This window comes from Pseudolactococcus hodotermopsidis (genome assembly GCF_011170085.1).
GTDB classification, from domain to species: Bacteria; Bacillota; Bacilli; order Lactobacillales; family Streptococcaceae; genus Pseudolactococcus; species Pseudolactococcus hodotermopsidis.
On the sequence record NZ_BLLI01000021.1, the window covers coordinates 11,597 to 31,397 of the forward strand.

Consider the following 19,801-nt stretch of genomic DNA (forward strand, 5'->3'; position numbering starts at 1 on the left):
AAGTTAGCCATGAAATTTATCCATACAGCAGATTTGCATTTAGACCGCGAGTTTGAGGGGGTGGTTCAAAAAACACCTTACAGGCCTTACAAAATTTTAGAAATGATTATTGATTTTGCCATTTCGGAGGCGGTTGATTTGGTTCTTTTTGTAGGCGATAATTTTCATTGTGCGCATCCGAGTATTAAGATTCAGAGTTACTTTGCTGATCAGCTAGCGCGATTGGCTGAGCATGAGATACAGGCGGCAGTAATTTTTGGCAATCACGATTATTATCGTGAGTCGGTTTATTGGATTGAATTTCCTGAAAATGTAACGGTCTTTAAACAAGAATCGGTTGAATCTGCTACCTTGTGCTTAAAAAATGGTGAAAAAGTGACAATTTCCGGTTTTTCTTATAAACATGCGCACATTTATGAGGATAAAATAAGTGAGTACCCTAGTCGAAATCTTGAGGGAAATTATCATATTGGGCTTTTCCATGGTGAATTTTCAGGTAATAATTTTGCGCCTGCGAATTTGTCAGATATGCTTGCTAAGGACTATGATTATTGGGCGCTAGGACACATTCATTTGGCGAATCAAATGGCTAGAAATGTGATTTATCCAGGAACACCGCAAGGTCGAACCAAAAAAGAGCAAACCAATTTTGTAGTGCTTGGTACTTTGACGGCTTCTGCTCTTGAGACCGATTTTCATGATTTGGCAGAAATTCATTTTGAAACGCTGACTTTGGATTTGTCCTTGTGTGACACATTAGCACAGGCTTTGACTTTTATCAAGTCAAATTTAACCGAAACGACGGCGTTTTATAGTTTAATTTTTGAAAATTATGAGAAAATTGCTGAAAATTTACAGGAAGCGATTGGCAATGATGGGTTGATTGAAGAACTTAGACAACATTATGTGATTGTTAAGTTGAGATTACAGCCTTTGCTTGTGGAAACGGTACAAGCACGGATCGTGGTGCCTGATTTTACCTTACCAGCGATTGATTTTGCGCAAATTTTTACAAATTTACCACCTAAAAAGGAAATCCAAAAATTGCTTGGCGATTCAGATTTTCAAGCAGAAGTTATGGAGAATTTGCAATTATTTGCTAGTCAGCAGTTTGATTTTGAAAATGAAGATAAGGTAACTTGATATGAAGATTAAGCAACTCAAAATTGAAGGTTTTGGTAAACTTGTCAATCAAACTTATGACTTGAGTGATTTGACGATTTTTCTAGGCGAAAATGAAGCGGGTAAGTCAACGATTCTCGCCTTTATCAAATACATGCTCTTTGGTTTTGAAAACGCAACCAATACCAATCGAAATTTCAATCCCTTGGCTGTAAAAAACTATGGTGGTCAGATTTTTCTGACACATGCTGGCAAGTCTGTTAGCATTGAACGCTTGAAGATTTTGCGGACAGGTAAGCCGAGTTTTAGCTGTCAGATTGATGGAAATGAAATAGATGAAACGGCTTGGTTGAACTTTATCAAGCCGATGAATGCGAAACTTTTTGACGATATTTACTCGGTAACACAAGAAAACTTGCAGATTTCATCAGTTAAAGATTATAATGCTGAGCGTTTGGATGCGGAATGGCGAATGTCGGCAACAACGGGGTCAATTGCACTTTTTGACCAAACACAAGCCTTATTTAAGGCGCGTGATGCGATTTTTACGACAACACGAGCGACAAAAAAGCCTGTCAATCAGCTTTTGGCTGATATTGCGATGGTGCAAGTTGAAATTGCCGATAAAACGGTAGAAGAAGTCGCCTTATTTCCCTTGATGGCTGAAAGTCAGCAGTTGACAGAAAAAATTGCTGATTTTCATCAATTGCAAGAACAGTTGGCGGCAGATGTCAATCAAATCAAGCACCAACTTAGTTTTTTGACAGAATATCAAGAATATACGCATTTGCTGAATCATGAGACGGGGACGATTTTATCGCCAGAAGAAGCGGAAAATTTACGTCGGCAACATGCTTTGCATGGTAAGTATTTGCGTGAAACTGTTGAATTAACACGGAAAATTTTTGAGAATGAAACGAATCTGGAAAAATTAGACACACCTAAAAATCAATTTTTAAAACGTTTAGAAACGCTTGAAAAATTTCATGACCTTAAGGCTGATTATCCTAGAGCTTTGGCTGCGGAGCAAAGAGTCACTCAGCTAGTTAAATCAGAAACTAAAATTTTCCTGATTTTTGCGGTAATTAGTCTGATTTTGATGGTTGCAATGTGTTTTATCAAACCGATTTTGGGCCTGATTTTCTTGCTTGCAAGTGGCGCATTGATAGCGATTCATTTTAATCGAAATCGTAATCGGGAGAAAGAAACCACTGATAATCAAGCAGTTGTATTTGCCTTTAATAATAAATTGGCCTACTTTTCAGATTGGCTGGCACTTGCCAATAAAGATTTGCCTGAAAAAATGGCAGGTGTGATTCAGTTAGATGAAGAAGCGCAAGCTTTACAAATTTCTTTGACGCGTTTTGAGCAGAGTGAGCATATGGCAAAATTAGCAGAAGTAAAGGCGCTTGATGAAGCTATTTTTGCTGAAATTCCTGATATTGAAACAGCACCGAAACTTTTGGCGCAGTGGGATAAGCAGTCGCAAAATATCTTGCGTTTGGCTCGTCTCAAGGAACAGTTAGCTGATATTTTTGATTTATCAAAACCCTTTGATGGTAATGTGGCGCAACATGTTTTGAATCAAAAAATGTCTGAAAAAATTGTACGGGCAGCTGAAATCAAGCAATTGATTGACAAAAAAGCGAGAAATTTGGCAATTATTGAGCGACAAAAAACGGATACGACCTTAGCAGATTTGGCGGCAAAATTAGCACGGAAAAGAGAACTTTTGCGTGATTATGTGGTTGAATTTGCGACAAAATCAGCTGAAATTACTTTGACACAACAAGTCATGTCGGCTTTGTCGTCGGAAACTTTGCCTGATATTTTGTCTCGTGCCAGTGACTTTTTGTCAACTTTGACGAATCAAACTTGGCAGCAAATTTATTTGGAACAAGATGTTTTGTGGGTCAAAAATGCGGCATCTCAAAGTCTGCGCTTGTTAGATTTGTCAACAGGAACGCGTGATCAGCTACAATTAGCTCTACGTCTTGCCTTTGTTCAGTCTAAAAAGCTTGATTTTCCGCTATTTTTAGATGATAATTTCTTGCGTTTCGACCAAAAACGTCGTGAAAACTTTGCTAAAATGCTTGATACCATTGCACAAACGCAACAGGTTATCGTTTTGACTAGCGATGTGATGCTTACAGATGAGGGAGTAATTAAGTTATGACACAATTAAAAGAATTACAAGTTGGCGATAGCTTTGAGGGATTGTATTTGATTAAACAGGCTGATTTGCGCCAAACGCGTGCGGGCAAGCCTTTTTTGGCAATGATTTTTCAAGATCGAACGGGGCAAATTGGCGGGAATCTGTGGGATGCGGATGATTACATGGTCGAAACTTTTACCAAAGGGAAAGTCGTCTATATGCGTGCGGTCAAAGATTTGTATCAGGGGACACCACAGGTCAATAAAATCTTTCTGCGTTTGCCTGAGAATACTGAACCCAATAATCCCAAAGATTTCAAGCCTAAATCACCAGTTAATGAGCAAGACTTGCGTGAGTATGTATCAAAAATAATTTTCAAGATTGAAAATGCGACTTGGAATCGAATTGTGCGTTACATTTTCAAAAAATATGACAAAGAATTTTTCGACTATCCAGCTGCTAAAACCAATCATCATGCTTTTGAGGGTGGTTTAAGTTATCATACCGTGACCATGGCGCAATTGGCTGAGAAAATCTGCGAAGTTTATCCGATGCTCAACGAAAGTCTGATGTTAGCGGGCATTTTACTGCATGATATGGCGAAAGTTGTTGAGTTTTCGGGTACTGAAAATACGACTTATACGCTAAGAGGCAATCTAATTGGGCATATTGTTTTGATTGACGAGGAGGTTTCTGAGGCAGTTCGTGATCTTGAACTTGACAATAGCAAGGAAGATGTAACGATTTTGCGCCATGTGTTATTAGCTCATCACGGTTTACAAGAATACGGTAGTCCTGTTCGACCGCAAATCATGGAGGCTGAAATCATTCATCAGATTGATATGATGGATGCCAGTATCATGATGATGACGACAGCACTAAATCAAATTGCGCCAGGTGAGATGACACCGCGGATTTTTCCACTGGATAATCGCAATTTTTATAAACCAACTTTTGATTAAAAAATAACCTTATCTTTTTTTGATAAGGTTATTTTATAATCAAACTTTAATTGATTTCATTTTTAAAGTATCTTGAATGGTGTCCTCTAAAAATGAGACAATCTCGAACTGATTTGGTTTAATTGTCTCACTAGCAATCAGATTGGCAAAACCAGTTGAAACAACCCAAGTACCAGTCAATAAATTGTTGATTTTCTTCTCCGATAGTTGCGAATAAATCGGGTTATCCTTGATAATACTTCGGAAAATGTTGTAAGAAAACTCGTTGATTGAATGGTCGTCGTTGCCGTGTTTTTCCAGATAAATCGTTCGGAAAAGTTTTGGATTTTCTTGCGCAAAATTAATGTAGTTCAAACACAAGTTGATGATAGGGTCATCGTGTGTTTTTTTATTGAAAATTTGATTTTGCAAGCGATAATAAATCTGTGAAAAAAGTTCACTTTTCAGATCTGCCATATTTTCAAATTCAGCGTAAAGCGGCTGAGTTGACATGTTCAAATACTTAGATAACGCGCGTGCTGTCAATTCACTTGGAGATTTTTCAAGAATGAACTTTTCAGCACCTTTTAGAATATCTTTTTTAAAGATTGTTTTTTTTCTAGCCATATTTTGACCTCCCACTATTATGTTATTTATTATATCTTAAAATAACTATTTTAGCAAATGTTATGATGGCATATTGACTAAAAATAAATGGTATAATGAATATAAGCAAAAATAATAAATTAAACTTTGAGTTTTAACAGCTTAATAATGAAGGAGTATTTATGACAACGACAAAAATTTCAAGTGATGTGCTAGAGATTACCGTTGCTACATTCGGTGCTGAGTTACATTCTATCAAAAAAGACGGCATTGAGTACCTTTGGCAGGGCAATCCTGAATTTTGGGCACGAAAAGCGCCTATCTTGTTTCCGATTGTTGGTAAACTAAAAAATGGCAGTTATAGGTACAATGACGAGAATTTCAAAATGGCGGGTCACGGTTTTGCACGTGATAATATGTTCAAGTTGATTGATAGTGATGAGGATGACCTTGTTTTTGAGCTTAAAGATAGCAAGGAAACAAAGTTGTCTTATCCTTTTGATTTTCGTTTGCGAGTTAGCTATAAACTGCGTGGCAACAAACTTTTGGTTAAATGGGAAGTGAAAAATCAAGATGAACAAGAGATGTATTTTGGTATCGGCGCTCATCCAGCCTTTAATGTGCCACTTGAATCAGGTACTTTTGAAGCTTACAAATTAACGATAACACCTACGCAAAGTCGGCAATTTATTCCGCTTGACCCAGAGACTGGCACGCTTGATTTAGATAAAAAGACCTTGCTTGAACAAAATGAATTTTCTTTGACACATGACCTTTTTAAAGATGATGCACTGATTTTTGAAACACCAAAAGCAACTGAAGTTGTCTTGTCAAATTCAATTGATAACCGTTCTGTCAAAATTGCTTGGAAAAATATGCCTTTCCTAGGTTTGTGGAGTCCCTATCCAGCGCAAGCACCGTTTGTTTGTATTGAGCCGTGGTGTGGCATTGCTGACGATGAAAATACTGACGGCGATTTGACAACGAAATTCGGCATTAACAGTCTTGACCCTGGTAAAAAATTTAAGGCTGAGTATACGATTGAGATTAATTAGAAATGATACCACTTTAAATTTTCCGATGTTCGTGATAAAAACTTTTTATGTCGCTCTGAGTTATTTTAAGGTCAAAAGTGGTAAAATAGAAGTAATAGGCACAAAAATCAAATGAGGTAGAGTCATGACAACTAATGCTAAGAAAATTGAAACAATTTTGTCTCATATCGGGAACAACCATGATGAAACGACTGGTTCGCTGATTTCGCCGATTCATTTTTCGACGACTTATCAGCACCCTGAGTTTGGCAAATCAACTGGTTTCGACTATACGCGCACAAAAAATCCGACACGTGTGACTTTGGAAGAGGCTTTGGCTGCGATTGAGGGAGGGAAGTTTGCTATTGCGACAAGTTCAGGTATGTCAGCGATTGTTTTGGCGCTTGAAATTTTTCCTGTCGGATCAAAAATCGTTGCTTCACGTGATTTATACGGTGGTTCTTTTCGTTGGTTCAATGATCAAGCTAAGCGTGGCATTTTCGACTTTGATTATGTTGTGACGGAGGCTGATATGCTTGCTGCCATTACAGCGGAGACAGATATTGTTTATATCGAAACGCCGACTAATCCGTTGATGATTGAAGTTGATATTGAAAAAGTGGCTAAAAAAGCGCATGAAAATGGTGCAAAAGTCATTGTTGACAATACCTTTTATACGCCGATTTATCAGCAACCTTTGGCATTAGGTGCAGATATTGTGCTTCATTCAGCGACCAAATATTTGGCGGGACACAATGATGTTTTGGCGGGTGCTGTCATTGTTAAAGAGCAAGCCTTATATGATAAACTCATCTATAATCTTAACACGACTGGTCCTGTCCTGTCGCCATTTGATAGTTATTTGGTCATGCGTGGATTAAAAACTTTGGCATTACGCATGAAACAGGCAACGAAAAATGCGACCAAAATTGCGGCTTTCTTGGCTAAAAATACTGCGGTTAAGGAGGTTCTCTATACTGGACGTGGCGGTATGATTTCCTTTAAGGTCGCCAATCAAGCGAAGATTCCTGCGATTATTAACGCACTTGACGTGATTACTTTTGCCGAGAGTTTGGGCGGTGTAGAATCGCTGATTACCTATCCTGCAACCCAAACGCATGCTGATATTCCGACTGATGTGCGTGCCAGCTATGGCTTGACCGATGATTTACTGCGCCTATCAGTTGGGATCGAGGATGCCGATGATTTGATTGCTGATTTGGCGCTTGCCTTGAAAGTGTGATGTGATGACAAGATACGATTTTACGACTGCTCCCGACCGTTTGGGCAACCATTCTGTAAAATGGCGGGAAGCTGAAAAAGACGGTAAATTATTGCCGATGTGGGTAGCCGATATGGATTTTGCCACATTTCCTGAGATGACAACAGCACTTCAAAAATTCGTTGTAACTGGCGATTTTGGTTATACTTACCCTTCTGAATCTCTTTATCAGAGTATTGTTGATTGGGAATATCGCTATCATAATTATTCTATCAATTGTTCTGATATTGTTTTGATAGAAGGTGTTGTTCCTGCTATTTCGGTCAGTATTCAAGCCTTTACTAAGGAAAATGATGCCGTTCTTATCAATACACCAGTTTATCCGCCATTTGCGCGGACAGTTAAACTCAATAACCGTAAATTGATTACTAATTCCTTGATTGAAAAAGACGGGCATTTCGAGCTTGATTTTGAGCAACTTGAAAAAGATATAGTGGCTAATAATGTCAAACTTTACCTTTTTTGTAGTCCTCATAATCCAGGTGGTCGAGTTTGGACAGCATATGAGTTGAGATGCCTTGGAGATTTGTGTCGCAAACATCAGGTCATGCTCGTTTCTGATGAAATTCATCAAGATTTGGCTTTATTTGACAATCAGCACCATACTTTTAACACGATTAGCGATTTTTCAGATTTTTCAGTCGTTTTAACCAGTGCGACCAAGACTTTTAACATTGCTGGTACGAAAAATTCCGTTGTTCTTATTGAAAACGAAAGATTAAGAGAACGGTTCAAAAAACAACAACTTGCGAATAATCAACATGAAATTTCGACTTTAGGTCTCATTGCTACGGAAACTGCTTATACTTACGGTAAGGAGTGGTTGGCTGAACTCAAGCAAGTGCTAGCGGAAAATATCAATTTCTTAGTGGCTTATTTTGCTGAGCATGCACCGCGTGTGCGTGTTATGAGGCCAGAAGGAACCTATCTGGTTTGGCTTGATTTCTCTGATTATGGTTTTTCTGATGATGAGTTGCAAACGTTGTGGCACGATAAGGCGAAAGTGATTTTGAACAGTGGCGTAAGTTTTGGTGCTGAGGGGAAGGGGCATGCGCGGTTCAATGTTGCTGCACCATTTGCCCAAGTTAAAGAAGCAGTTGAGCGACTTGTTGCGGTTTTGCCGAGATAAGGTATTTAAGACTGTCATTTGGCAGTTTTTTTGTTATAATGATACTAAGGTAAGGGCAGCTTATAAACTCACAGATAGTGATAAGATGTGCGCTTGTGATGGTGCGTTGCATAGGCGTAAAATTTCATCTAAAAAATGACTAAAAGTCGTTTTTAAAGCGATCCTTACAAATATCAGAAAGTTGGTCTTTAATATAATGGGAAAATTTCAAATTATCACACATCCGCTGATTCAACACAAACTCACGATTTTACGTCAAACCAAGACTGGTAGTAAAGATTTTCGTGAGTTGGTCAATGAAATTGCCATGCTCATGGGGTATGAAGTGACACGTGAGTTGCCTTTGGAGGACGTTGAAATCGAAACGCCGATTACTCAAACGGTGCAAAAAAGATTGTCAGGCAAAAAAATGGCGATTGTTCCGATTTTGCGTGCAGGTATTGGTATGGTTGATGGGTTCTTGTCTTTGGTACCAGCCGCAAAAGTTGGGCATATTGGCATGTATCGTGATGAAGAAACCTTGAAACCTGTTGAATATTTGGTCAAATTACCAGAAGACATTGACCAACGTCAGATTTTTGTCGTTGATCCGATGCTTGCGACAGGTGGTTCAGCGATTTTAGCTATTGACTCACTCAAAAAACGTGGCGCTTCAAATATCAAATTTGTTTGTCTTGTTTCTGCACCTGAAGGTGTTAAGGCTTTACAAGAAGCACATCCTGACATTGATATTTTCACAGCAGCATTGGACGAAAAGCTCAATGAAAATGGTTATATCGTCCCTGGTTTGGGTGATGCGGGCGATCGCTTGTTTGGAACAAAATAAGACGCAATTTCTGCTAAAAATGTTATCATAGAGTATGACTAAAAATAGATATGATAAAATAAATACCGTTATCAAAAATTATGACGACAATCGACAATTTCTTGGCGATGGCTATTATCGTGTGATCAAATTTGCCGACAATATCTACGAATTTGACTTCTCAAAATCAGGACCATGTAGCACATTTGAAAGCGCGCCAGCCATCAAATTTGAAATGGTAGATAATACGATTAAATTCCTTTTATACCGCGATATGACAAGCCGACCAATCAAATTTTTCACGCCTGAATCAGATGATACATTCGTCAAAAATGAGTTTGAAAAATTAGTTGATAAATTTTTGAGTCAAAAAGCGTGAAAGTATTTTCTTTGCGCTTTTTGTGCTTGTTCAAATAAAGGGGAAAGAAATGGTATTGAATCTCTAACATTTTATTGGGACACAATTTGTCAAACCGACAGGCTTTTCAGGGAAAGTGTCAACTTTTATAATGAATCGCATAAATGGCAAGCAATATAAGACAGTGATGGCAATTTTAGACTTAAAAAAGAATGAGACTGTTTTAGATATTGGTTTTGGAAATGGTTATTTACTCCAAAAATTAGCTAAAAAAACGATGCGCATTATTTCTGTTGTGAAATAACTAATGATATGATTTGAATAGCAAGTAAGCGAAATAATTTAGTCATTTCAAAAGGAAAAATGTTTTCAAAGTTTATGACTTGGCGACATTGGTTAAGGCAGGAGAAAAAGTTGGTTTTAAAGTAAACGTGATAACCATAATTAAGAAAAATCTTATGCGATACTCATTTAACTATAAAAAGTTTCGTAATCTTTTTATAGTTAAACGAGTATATTGTTTATCAAAAGTTGGCGCTTTGAATTAAACATCAAAAAAGCGTGAAAATTTTGTATTCATGCTTTTTTGGTGTTATAATAATGACATAAGAAATATCTGAGGAAATGGGATGAAAAAATGAGAAAAGTGAATCTAAAACAACTTTTACTAGGCAGACCGCTAAAGTCAACAAATGATGATAATCACTTGTTGACGAAGTTTCAAGCGCTTGCTATGCTGTCAAGTGATGCTTTGTCGTCTATTGCCTATGGGACAGAACAAATTGTGCTTGTTCTCATGACTTTAGGTAGTGCGGCGATTTGGTATAGCCTCCCCATTGCCCTTGTCGTGCTTGTCCTCCTTGCCAGTCTAACGCTCAGTTATCGGCAGATTATCCATGCTTATCCGCAAGGTGGTGGCGCTTATGTTGTGTCAACCGAAAATATTGGCAATATGGCGGGGCTTGTCGCTGGAGGTAGTCTCCTCATTGATTATATGCTAACAGTTGGCGTTTCGGTAGCTGCGGGGGCTGATGCGATTACGTCGGCACTCCCTGTTTTGCATGATTACAATCTGCTGATTTCGATTATTTTGATTCTTGTTTTGATGTTGATGAATCTGCGTGGTTTGCACGAGTCGGCGGGATTTTTACTTGTGCCTGTTTATACCTTTGTTGTTATGACAGTTGTTTTGATTCTTGTTGGGGGCATGCGCATTTTGACTGGCGATATGCCTTATCATGCGACCAATTCGCTTGGCACAACTGTTTCTGGAATGTCTCTCATCTTGCTCCTCAAGGCTTTCTCAAGTGGCTCAGCTTCTTTGACAGGTGTTGAGGCGATTTCAAATGCTGTACCATTTTTCAAAAAGCCTAAGGCGAAAAATGCTGCCGCAACGTTAGGCATTATGGCACTGATTCTTGGTATTTTTTTCAGTGGTATCACTTTCTTGAACTACTGGACAGGGGTAGTGCCTACGGCGCACGTGACTGTTTTATCGCAAGTTGCTAGTCAAGTTTTTAACTTTTCAGGAATCGGCAAGACTTTTTATTATATCTTCCAATTTGCAACAGCTATGATTCTCGCCGTTGCTGCCAATACAGGTTTTTCAGCTTTTCCGATGTTGTCATATAATCTTGCTAAAAATAAATATATGCCTCACATGTATATGGAAAAAGGCGCACGACTTGGCTATTCTAATGGCATTATCAGTCTTGCAGTTGGCGCGATTATTTTGCTTGTTATTTTTAATGGCTCAACCGAACGCTTAATTCCCTTGTATTCGATTGGTGTCTTTGTCCCATTTGCCCTATCGCAAACAGGCATGGTTATCAAATGGCGGCGTGAAATTGGCAAAAAATTTTGGCACAAAGCGCTTTCAAACCTTATTGGCGCAGGAATCTCTTACGCCATTGTCTTGATTCTGCTGATTTTCCGTCTGCCTGATATTTGGCCATTTTTCCTGATTATGCCTGTTATTTTGTTCCTATTTTACAGTATCAAGCACCATTATACCAATGTTGCCAACCAGTTGCGCTTGCAAAATGGAGAAGTTGTTGCGCGAACTTATACTGGTAATACCGTTATTGTTTTGATTGGTAATGTGACAAATGTTTCTATCGGTGCGATTAATTATGCGCGTTCAATCGGGGATGAAGTCATTGCCATGCACGTCTCAACTCAAGAAACGCTTGATAAGGACAAGGAAGTTGAAACAGAATTTCACACCTATTTTCCTGACGTCACCTTTTCGATGATTGAGTCGAGCTACCGTGATATTGTCAGACCTGTTATTCGATATGTTGATTTGGTTGCTAAGGCTTCTGACAAGAACGACCATACCCTGACCGTTCTTGTCCCACAATTTGTCCCGAAACATCCATGGCAAAACGTCCTACATAATCAAATGTCAATCCGCATGCGCTATTATCTAAGTTGGCGCGATAATATTATTGTTTCTAGTTATTCTTATCATTTGAAGAAATAGAGGGAAAAATATAAAAGATGCTGGGACAAAAGTCTCAAAAATAAAACAACCGCATGAAATTCGTTTTTGAAAACGTTGATTTCATGCGGTTCTTCTATTTTATAATTAGCTAAATTATGCTAATTTTCGACTTTTGTCCCAGCCTCTTTTACATTACGCCAAAAATCCGCGTTCACGATACCACTCATCTGGTGTCCAAAGCCAAGTTGTGTGATATTTTTCTAATAATTCAAAACTTTCACGTGGTCCCATTGAACCTGCTTTATAGTAATAAAGTGGTGTTTTGTCAGTTGCCCAAGTTTCGATAACCTTATCAATCAAAGTCCAACTTGCTTGAACTTCTTCCCAACGACTAAAGTTGGTAGAATCGCCATTTAGCACGTCAAAAATGAGCTTTTCATAGGCTTCGGGAGAGTTACCGAGTGTTTCTGCATCATGGCGATAATCAAGCTTAATCGGTGCCATTTCAAACGTTTTACCAACTTCCTTGCCGTTTAAAGTTAGTGAGAAGCCTTCGGTTGGCTGAATGTAAATCGTCAATACGTTATTTTCAAGCATTTGACCAAAAATATTAGTATCTTGCTTGAATGAAATGTTAATTCGTGTTCCTTTTTCAGTCAAACGTTTGCCAGTCCGAAAGAAGAACGGAACATCACGAAAACGCTCAGTGTCAACAAAGAACACGCCACTGGCAAAAGTATCGACTTTTGAATTGTTGGCGACGTTATCCTCATCAACATATGCCTTGTAGGTATGGTCGCTGATTGTCCCAGCAGTGTACTGGGCGCGAACAAAATCATCATCATTTGGCATGCGCAAATTTTGCAACACCTTGATTTTTTCGGGTAAAATGTCTGAGCCAGAAAATGAGTTAGGTTTATCCATAGCAAGGAGTGAGAGAACTTGCAAAATATGATTTTGAACCATATCTTTGAGTGCACCACTTGTTTCGTAGTAACCGCCGCGTTCCTCAACACCGATAGATTCAGCAAAAGTAATCTGAATATTGTCAATAAAGTCACGATTCCAAACATTTTCAAATAGGATATTAGCAAAACGAACAGCAAAAATATTTTGAATCATTTCTTTGCCCAAATAATGGTCAATACGGAAAATTTGATTTTCGTCAAAAGCTTGTGCCAATTCTTCGTTCAATTTTTCAGCGGTCGCAAGACTTGTTCCGAAAGGTTTTTCGATAATTAAGCGCTCAAAACCTTGTCCGTCAACAATATTTTCAGATTTGAGATGACTAGCGATTGTGCCAAAAAATTCGGGTGCCATGGCAAGAAAGAAAATTTTATTGTGATTCGTTTGGTATTTGTCACAAAGTTCATCTTGCAAGTTTTTCAACGTGAGATAATGCTCAGAGTCGGTCACATCGTGGCTTTGATAGTAGAAGTGACTGGCAAATTTTTGTGCATCGCTCTTACTGGTTGCAAGATTACCAATCGCATCAACAACAATACCTTCAAAATACGCTTTCGTCCAAGGTCTACGAGCCGTTCCAATGACTGCAAAATTTTCTTTAATAACGCCAGATTTATAAAGGCGGTATAGCGATGGGTAGAGCTTTCTTTTCGCCAAATCGCCACTTGCACCAAATAGTGTAAAAACAGCTTGATTCATAGTTTTCTCCTAGATTAATAGATAATTGATTATATTTTACCATAAAAATGGCGAAAATTCAGAAATCAGCGACAATTTTTTAGAAGACACGGTAAACATAAGGATTATCAGGCTTTTCTATCTGTTTAAAACTAGTCACTTTTAAAACAGGCAATTCTCGGTTAAAAGGTTTATAAAATGCCATATCAATCACACCAGTTGCTTTAATCCAAGTATTATCAGGAAAATGTTCGGTATTTTCAAGTGTTCTTAAGCCAAAAACGCCAGAATCGGCGATACAATGAATAATTCCAAACCGAAAAAGAAATTGTGCTTGCGCATCTGTTGGGTCATTGTAGACAAAGCCAGTATAAGTCACGCTTTTGCCAATAAAGGCTTGTGGGAAATTATAAATAACTTCCATAATTTCCATATAATTTTCAGTCGTAATATCAATTGTCTGATTCTTATACTTTTCAAGCGTTTCTTTCATCAATTTGTCATAATCTGATTTGACGAAATAGCTGCTAGTATTTGGCTGTAAATATTGAATTTGTGTGCCATCAGACGTATCGCCTGACCCTTCAGCAAGTGGAAACTGGAAACCTTTACTGTTGACAATCGTTGCATCCAACGTAACGATGGGAAAAGTCCAACCGATTAGCAAAGGAAAGGCAAGAATCACAAGACTGCTGATTTTGGCTAAAGGTGTCATATGTGACTGAATTTTTTCATTTTTTACCCAAACAATCAGCTGAACAATAGCAAAGATTAGCGCAAGCACCATAGAAATATAAGCGAGATAACGATAATGCGTATTGATATATTGGTTGAGCTTGCCTGAAATTTGCAAGTACATCATCAACTCAAAATAGCCTGCCAAAATTAATAGTCTCATCATAAGTTACACCACCCACGAAAAAATAAGGATAGAAAGCGCTGTAATGCCAACAAATTGCAAGATAAATCGTGTTTTGAAAAACCTTTTCATCATCAGTAAATTTTTGATGTCAACCATTGGTCCAAAAAGTAGAAAGGCAACAATTGGTGCCGTTCCGAAAATGCTGATGAGCGAGCCAGCGATAAAAGCGTCAGCCTCAGAACAAAGTGAAAGCACAAAGGCGAGCAACATCATCAGCAAAATTGCCGTGAGTTTACGATGACCAATTTGCGTGATAATGCCTGTCGGAACATAAACTTGTAGCAGACTTGCTGCGATAGAGCCAAAAATCAAGTATCGTCCCGTGTCGAAAAATTCATCCACTGCATGTGTCAAACTTGCCCAAATTTTCCCCGTCACTTTTATCGGCAAATCATGTGATTGCGCGTGAGAAACTGTTTTGCCCTTAACAATATCGGCATCAATGACAAATCCCAGTAAAATGCCTAAAATCGTGCCAACGAAAATCGCACCAATTGCACGGAGTAAAGCAAATTTAAATGAATTGCCAAAAGCAATAAAAGTTGCAAATAAAACGATCGGATTAATAATTGGTGCTGTTACCAAAAATGGAATCGCCGTATAACTAGGCATTTTCTTCTCCAGAAAGCGATTGACAATCGGCACAATGCCGCATTCGCAAGATGGAAAGAAAAAACCAATAAAAATACCGAAAAAAATCCGCAAAAATTTACGCTTTGGTAAAATTCGTGCCATAAATTCAGGTGATAAAAAGATTTCCAAAAATCCTGAAAGCAAGCTACCAAGTAAGACAAATGGCAGTGCTTCAATGATAATTGACATGAAAATTGCGCCACATTGCAGAGCGCTATCGGGTAAATTACTGAACATTCTTAGATTTTTCTGCTTTAGTATTATTTTCGTTGTTAATCAAAAAATCTTCAGCAGATTTGACTTTCTGACCATTAGGTTTTTCGTTTTTTTCATCGAAAGTGATTTCTGGTGGTAATACGCCCAAATCTCCCAAAACTTTGTCAAAGTCATCACGTTTTTTAAAAGTTAATGCCATTTTATGCTCTTTTCTATTTTTATATAGTCCTTGTTAAGGAGTAGTGTGTCTGAAACTTTTTTTGTAATGCGTAATCGCTGAAGAAAAGCGATTTGACCACTTACTAATTCAGAAAAATCCAACATTTTTACTATCTTACATCTTCTATTTTACCAAAAATAAACAAAAAATCATCTTTTTATCGCTTAACACTTGCATTTTTCCAAAAAAACGTTATAATTGTAAAGTAATGGTAGATTGTCGTCATGCGCAGTTTATCTAAAAAAATATATTTTTTATCTTAAAGGAGACATTTTTAAAAATGGCTAAAGAAAAATACGATCGTTCGAAACCACACGTAAACGTTGGTACAATCGGACACGTTGACCATGGTAAAACGACACTTACTGCGGCAATTACGACTGTTTTGTCACGTCGTTTGCCTTCATCAGTAAACACACCTAAAGATTATGCTTCAATTGATGCAGCGCCAGAAGAACGCGAACGTGGTATTACAATCAATACTGCTCACGTTGAGTATGAAACTGCAGCACGTCACTATGCCCATATTGATGCCCCAGGTCACGCGGACTACGTTAAAAACATGATTACTGGTGCCGCTCAAATGGATGGCGCTATCCTTGTAGTAGCAGCAACTGACGGACCTATGCCACAAACTCGTGAACACATCTTGTTGTCACGTCAAGTAGGTGTTGGTAAATTGATCGTCTTCCTCAACAAAAAAGACCTTGTTGATGATGAAGAATTGATTGAACTCGTTGAAATGGAAGTTCGTGACCTCTTGTCAGAATACGACTTCCCAGGCGATGACACACCAGTTATCGTTGGTTCAGCGCTTAAAGCTCTTGAAGGCGATGCTGAATACGAAGACATCATCATGGAATTGATGGATACTGTTGACTCATATATCCCAACTCCTGAGCGTGACACTGACAAACCTTTGCTTTTGCCAGTCGAAGACGTGTTCTCTATCACTGGTCGTGGTACAGTTGCATCAGGTCGTATTGACCGTGGTACTGTTCATGTCAATGATGAAATCGAAATCGTTGGTATCAAAGAAGAAACTTCTAAAGCAATCGTTACAGGTGTTGAAATGTTCCGTAAACAACTTGACGAAGGTATGGCCGGCGATAACGTTGGTGTCCTTCTTCGTGGTGTACAACGTGACGAAATCGAACGTGGTCAAGTTATTGCAAAACCAGGTTCAATCACGCCTCACAAACATTTCAAAGGCGAAGTTTACATCTTGTCTAAAGACGAAGGTGGTCGTCATACACCGTTCTTTGATAACTACCGCCCACAATTCTATTTCCGTACAACTGACGTAACTGGTTCAATCAAGTTGCCTGCTGGTACTGAAATGGTAATGCCTGGTGATAACGTGTCAATCGAAGTTGAATTGATTCACCCAATCGCCGTTGAACAAGGAACGACTTTCTCTATTCGTGAAGGTGGTCGTACCGTTGGTTCAGGTATTGTTGCAGAAATCGAAGCTTAATTCATTTTAAACTTCCGAAAATTATCTATTGGTCGGACAATAGACAAGAAAAACACCCAAATTTAGATTTGGGTGTTTTTCTTGTCTATTTTTTAGCTAAAAAAAGTCCAGTTATTGCGCTTATTCCTTAACAAAAATATCACGATCAACGAGCGCATCCAGTTGGAAATAAAATTTCTCTTGAATCATCTTGTTATCATCAGACTTGAAGATATTGATATTTCTGAGACCAGATTTGTCGGTAATTGACAATTTGAAGCCTGTCAAATCAGGATTGACTGTGATTTTGAGGAGTGGACCTTGACCGGAATTGGGTTCTTTTTCCAAAACACGTGTTAGCTCATAGTTACCGATTTTATTTTTCATAAAAGTTGTATCAACTAGCGTGTATTTTTTGATATTTGGCGAGAGTTTATAGGTGTAACGACAATCGTCAAGGTGCTTTTCAGTTACAAATGCCATAGTGAGTGTCTTCCTTTATTTTTTTAAAATGTTGGTTAAAATTTGGACAAATTCTGTTATTTCTGCAGATGTTGTCATATCAGATAGTGAAATTCGGACGGATTCTTTTAGTCTTTTGTCATCATGCCCATAAACGGCAGCAAGGACATGTGACGGCTCAATCGCACCAGCCGTACAGGCCGAGCCAGTTGAGATGGCGACACCTTGCAAATCAAGTTTCATGAGTAATAAGTCTTGGTTCATGTTTGGAAAGCCGATATTTAAGACATGCGGCATGACTTTATTACCGAAATGGTTGATATAAAAATCAAATTCAGAAAGTTCAGAAAGTAGTTGAGAATTGAGTGCAGTGACTTTGTTAAAATTCGTTTCAAAGTTTTCAGCAGACATCTCAAGTGCTTTTGCCATGCCAACAATTGAATGAGTATTTTCAGTACCAGCACGACGTCCTTCTTCTTGCTCGCCACCGTGAATGAGGTTATCAAAGGCGAAGTTAGCATGATAGAGAAAGCCGACACCTTTTGGACCATGAAATTTGTGAGCGGAAGCTGAGAGAAAGTCAATGCCAAGTTCAAGAGGTTTGATAGGTATTTTTCCAATGACCTGTACGGCATCAACATGATAAACGGCTTGATGGGGAGAGATTAACTCAGCAATCTCGGCAATCGGTAGTAGCTGACCAGTTTCGTTATTGGCATACATGGTTGAGACAATAATCGTTTCGTCGCGCAATGCTTCAGCAATTAAATCTGCCGTAAAAGAGCCGTCAGCGTGTGGAGGAACAAAAGTCACATCAAAACCGTGACGGTCACGCAGATAGTTGACAGCATGTAAGACAGAGTGATGTTCAATTGCTGTCGTAACAATATGATTTCCTTTGTCACGATTGGCTAAGGCATAGCCAATCAAGGTTTGATTATTGGCTTCGGAGCCGCCTGATGTGAAAATTAGATTTCGCGCAGGAACGCCTAAAATCTCGGCAATTGTGTGGCGGGCTTGTCGAACAACCTTACTAGCACTTCGCCCGTAGTTGTGAATGCTCGACGGATTACCAAAAGTAGTGTTCAGAATTTCAAACATTTCTTTAGCGACTTCTGGAAAAACAGGTGTTGTTGCAGCATTATCGAGATAAATCATGAGCTTACCTCCTATTTTTAAATTTTAGTTTGTGAGTTAGTCAGATGTTTTGCTGTATTGAAAAAGTGGGCTGACAGGTCTATTTTCATAGATATTGATAATGGCGTGCGCAAGCAATGGTGCAGCGCTGATATATTTGATAGCGCTAGGTTTTGGTGTCTCAGTTTTGACTGAATTAGTCACAAGAACCTCAGTGATACCAGCGATATCAAGACGAGCAGCAGCGCCAGGTGTGAAGAGACCGTGTGAAGAAACGGCATAGATTTCCTTAGCACCAGCTTCTTTTGCAATGAGCGCAGCACTTGAGAAAGTTTTACCAGTATTTAGAATATCGTCAATGAGAATGACGCTTTTCCCCTTAACATCGCCAATGATATAGCCATTTTCGCGGGTTTGGTCATCATCAGGATAATCAACAATAGCAATCGGACTATCCAAATATTCAGCAAGCGAACGTGCGCGTTTGATACCAGAATTTTTAGGCGCAACAACGACAACATTGTCGCCAACCAAGTCATTTTGCCGATAATAATCAGCGAACAAAGGGACAGTAAAGAGGTTATCTGCGGGAATATCAAAGAAACCTTGTACCTGAGCGGCATGTAAATCAAGGGTTAAAATACGATCTGCACCCGCATTTGTCAACATATTAGCCACAAGTTTAGCGGTAATTGGCTCGCGGGTAGAAGCCGTGCGATCTTGCCTTGCATAGCCGTAGTAAGGCATGACGATGTTAATCGTGTTTGCGCTAGCACGTTTACAAGCATCAATCATAATCAAGAGTTCCCACAAATGTGTGTTGACTGGATAAGAAGTTGATTGGATGATGAAAATGTCGAAACCACGAACACTTTCTTCAATGTTAATCTGAATTTCGCCGTCAGAAAATTGTTTTGACGAAATCTTGCCAAGTGGAATTCCTGAGTTTTTGGAAATTTCTTCGGCGAGTTCACGGTTGGAGTTGAGTGAGAAGAGTTTGATTGCCTTGTCTTTGTAAGTCATTTTCGTCCATTTCTACAAATATTTTTACTGTTTCTATTTTACCAAAAAATGCGATAAAATAGTAGTCTTATCTTGAGGCAATACACGGTCGTTTCATAAATTTAATTTATCAAACAACATCACAAATTTCCAATAACAGCACACAAAACACGCTCATTTAACAAGCACTGTAAAAGATTTTGTTTCACACTTTTCTTCTTGTTTTTCTTT

19 protein-coding genes are annotated in these 19,801 nt (G+C 38.6%); 11 read left to right on the forward strand and 8 right to left on the reverse strand.

Translation table 11 applies throughout. The features are described 5' to 3' along the window. The first annotated feature begins 9 nt into the window (after positions 1-9). Genes Hs30E_RS04660 through Hs30E_RS04670 form a run of 3 tightly spaced genes read left to right on the forward strand, consistent with a single transcriptional unit; the run spans position 10 to position 4,239 of the window. Complete coding sequence (locus Hs30E_RS04660) at positions 10-1,143, forward strand: metallophosphoesterase family protein (RefSeq protein ID WP_172208365.1); 1,134 nt, start codon at positions 10-12, stop codon at positions 1,141-1,143. A gap of 1 nt (position 1,144) precedes the next feature. Continuing rightward, entirely contained in the window at positions 1,145-3,298 is a 2,154-nt protein-coding gene (locus Hs30E_RS04665) for an ATP-binding protein (protein WP_172208366.1), read from the forward strand. Further along, the gene (locus Hs30E_RS04670; protein ID WP_172208367.1) at positions 3,295-4,239 is read left to right on the forward strand and encodes a 3'-5' exoribonuclease YhaM family protein; all 945 of its coding nucleotides are present in this window, start codon (positions 3,295-3,297) and stop codon (positions 4,237-4,239) included. The genes Hs30E_RS04665 and Hs30E_RS04670 overlap by 4 nt, the downstream gene beginning before the upstream one ends. A gap of 39 nt (positions 4,240-4,278) precedes the next feature. Here Hs30E_RS04670 and Hs30E_RS04675 read toward each other — a convergent pair whose 3' ends face one another. Beyond that, entirely contained in the window at positions 4,279-4,845 is a 567-nt protein-coding gene (locus Hs30E_RS04675; RefSeq protein WP_172208368.1) for a TetR/AcrR family transcriptional regulator, read from the reverse strand. A 161-nt stretch (positions 4,846-5,006) separates the two neighbouring features. Between Hs30E_RS04675 and Hs30E_RS04680 the strand changes: the two genes are divergently transcribed. The 7 genes from Hs30E_RS04680 to Hs30E_RS04710 all read left to right on the forward strand — a co-directional run bounded on the left by Hs30E_RS04680 (position 5,007) and on the right by Hs30E_RS04710 (position 11,917). Further along, positions 5,007-5,879 carry an aldose 1-epimerase family protein gene (locus tag Hs30E_RS04680; RefSeq protein ID WP_172208369.1) on the forward strand — a complete coding sequence of 291 codons (873 nt, stop codon included), beginning with the start codon at positions 5,007-5,009 and terminating at the stop codon, positions 5,877-5,879. A gap of 124 nt (positions 5,880-6,003) precedes the next feature. Next, positions 6,004-7,101: a cystathionine gamma-synthase gene (locus tag Hs30E_RS04685; RefSeq protein ID WP_172208370.1), complete on the forward strand. Its 1,098-nt coding sequence runs from the start codon at positions 6,004-6,006 to the stop codon at positions 7,099-7,101. 4 nt (positions 7,102-7,105) lie between these two features. Beyond that, entirely contained in the window at positions 7,106-8,269 is a 1,164-nt protein-coding gene (locus Hs30E_RS04690) for a MalY/PatB family protein (protein WP_172208371.1), read from the forward strand. A gap of 196 nt (positions 8,270-8,465) precedes the next feature. Beyond that, entirely contained in the window at positions 8,466-9,095 is a 630-nt protein-coding gene (gene upp / locus Hs30E_RS04695; RefSeq protein WP_172208372.1) for a uracil phosphoribosyltransferase, read from the forward strand. Between the two features lie 34 nt (positions 9,096-9,129). Next, a complete protein-coding gene (locus tag Hs30E_RS04700) occupies positions 9,130-9,453 on the forward strand; it encodes a hypothetical protein (RefSeq protein ID WP_172208373.1) in 324 nt (107 codons plus the stop codon). 130 nt (positions 9,454-9,583) lie between these two features. Next, positions 9,584-9,736, forward strand: a complete 153-nt coding sequence (locus Hs30E_RS04705) for a class I SAM-dependent methyltransferase (RefSeq protein WP_172208375.1) — start codon at positions 9,584-9,586, stop codon at positions 9,734-9,736. A gap of 333 nt (positions 9,737-10,069) precedes the next feature. Then, entirely contained in the window at positions 10,070-11,917 is a 1,848-nt protein-coding gene (locus Hs30E_RS04710; RefSeq protein ID WP_172208377.1) for an APC family permease, read from the forward strand. Between the two features lie 153 nt (positions 11,918-12,070). On the opposite strand, the gene zwf is transcribed toward Hs30E_RS04710, so the two are convergent. The 4 genes from zwf to Hs30E_RS04730 all read right to left on the reverse strand — a co-directional run bounded on the left by zwf (position 12,071) and on the right by Hs30E_RS04730 (position 15,492). After that, positions 12,071-13,543, reverse strand: coding sequence for a glucose-6-phosphate dehydrogenase (zwf, locus tag Hs30E_RS04715; RefSeq protein WP_172208379.1), 1,473 nt, complete (start codon positions 13,541-13,543; stop codon positions 12,071-12,073). A gap of 79 nt (positions 13,544-13,622) precedes the next feature. After that, positions 13,623-14,423, reverse strand: coding sequence for a TIGR03943 family putative permease subunit (locus Hs30E_RS04720; RefSeq protein ID WP_172208381.1), 801 nt, complete (start codon positions 14,421-14,423; stop codon positions 13,623-13,625). 3 nt (positions 14,424-14,426) lie between these two features. After that, positions 14,427-15,314, reverse strand: a complete 888-nt coding sequence (locus Hs30E_RS04725; protein WP_172208383.1) for a permease — start codon at positions 15,312-15,314, stop codon at positions 14,427-14,429. Next, entirely contained in the window at positions 15,304-15,492 is a 189-nt protein-coding gene (locus tag Hs30E_RS04730) for an SPJ_0845 family protein (protein ID WP_172208385.1), read from the reverse strand. The genes Hs30E_RS04725 and Hs30E_RS04730 overlap by 11 nt, the downstream gene beginning before the upstream one ends. Positions 15,493-15,793: 301 nt before the next feature. On the opposite strand from Hs30E_RS04730, the gene tuf reads away from it, so the two are divergent. Then, a complete protein-coding gene (gene tuf, locus Hs30E_RS04735; RefSeq protein ID WP_172208387.1) occupies positions 15,794-16,990 on the forward strand; it encodes an elongation factor Tu in 1,197 nt (398 codons plus the stop codon). A 120-nt stretch (positions 16,991-17,110) separates the two neighbouring features. Here the strand turns inward: tuf and Hs30E_RS04740 are convergent, their stop codons facing one another. Genes Hs30E_RS04740 through Hs30E_RS04750 form a run of 3 tightly spaced genes read right to left on the reverse strand, consistent with a single transcriptional unit; the run spans position 17,111 to position 19,591 of the window. Beyond that, complete coding sequence (locus Hs30E_RS04740; RefSeq protein WP_172208389.1) at positions 17,111-17,452, reverse strand: DUF1831 domain-containing protein; 342 nt, start codon at positions 17,450-17,452, stop codon at positions 17,111-17,113. Between the two features lie 15 nt (positions 17,453-17,467). Then, positions 17,468-18,589 (reverse strand): cysteine desulfurase family protein, encoded by a 1,122-nt coding sequence (locus Hs30E_RS04745; protein ID WP_172208391.1) that lies wholly within the window; start codon positions 18,587-18,589, stop codon positions 17,468-17,470. 36 nt (positions 18,590-18,625) lie between these two features. After that, the gene (locus Hs30E_RS04750; RefSeq protein WP_172208393.1) at positions 18,626-19,591 is read right to left on the reverse strand and encodes a ribose-phosphate diphosphokinase; all 966 of its coding nucleotides are present in this window, start codon (positions 19,589-19,591) and stop codon (positions 18,626-18,628) included. Between the last annotated feature and the right edge of the window lie 210 nt (positions 19,592-19,801).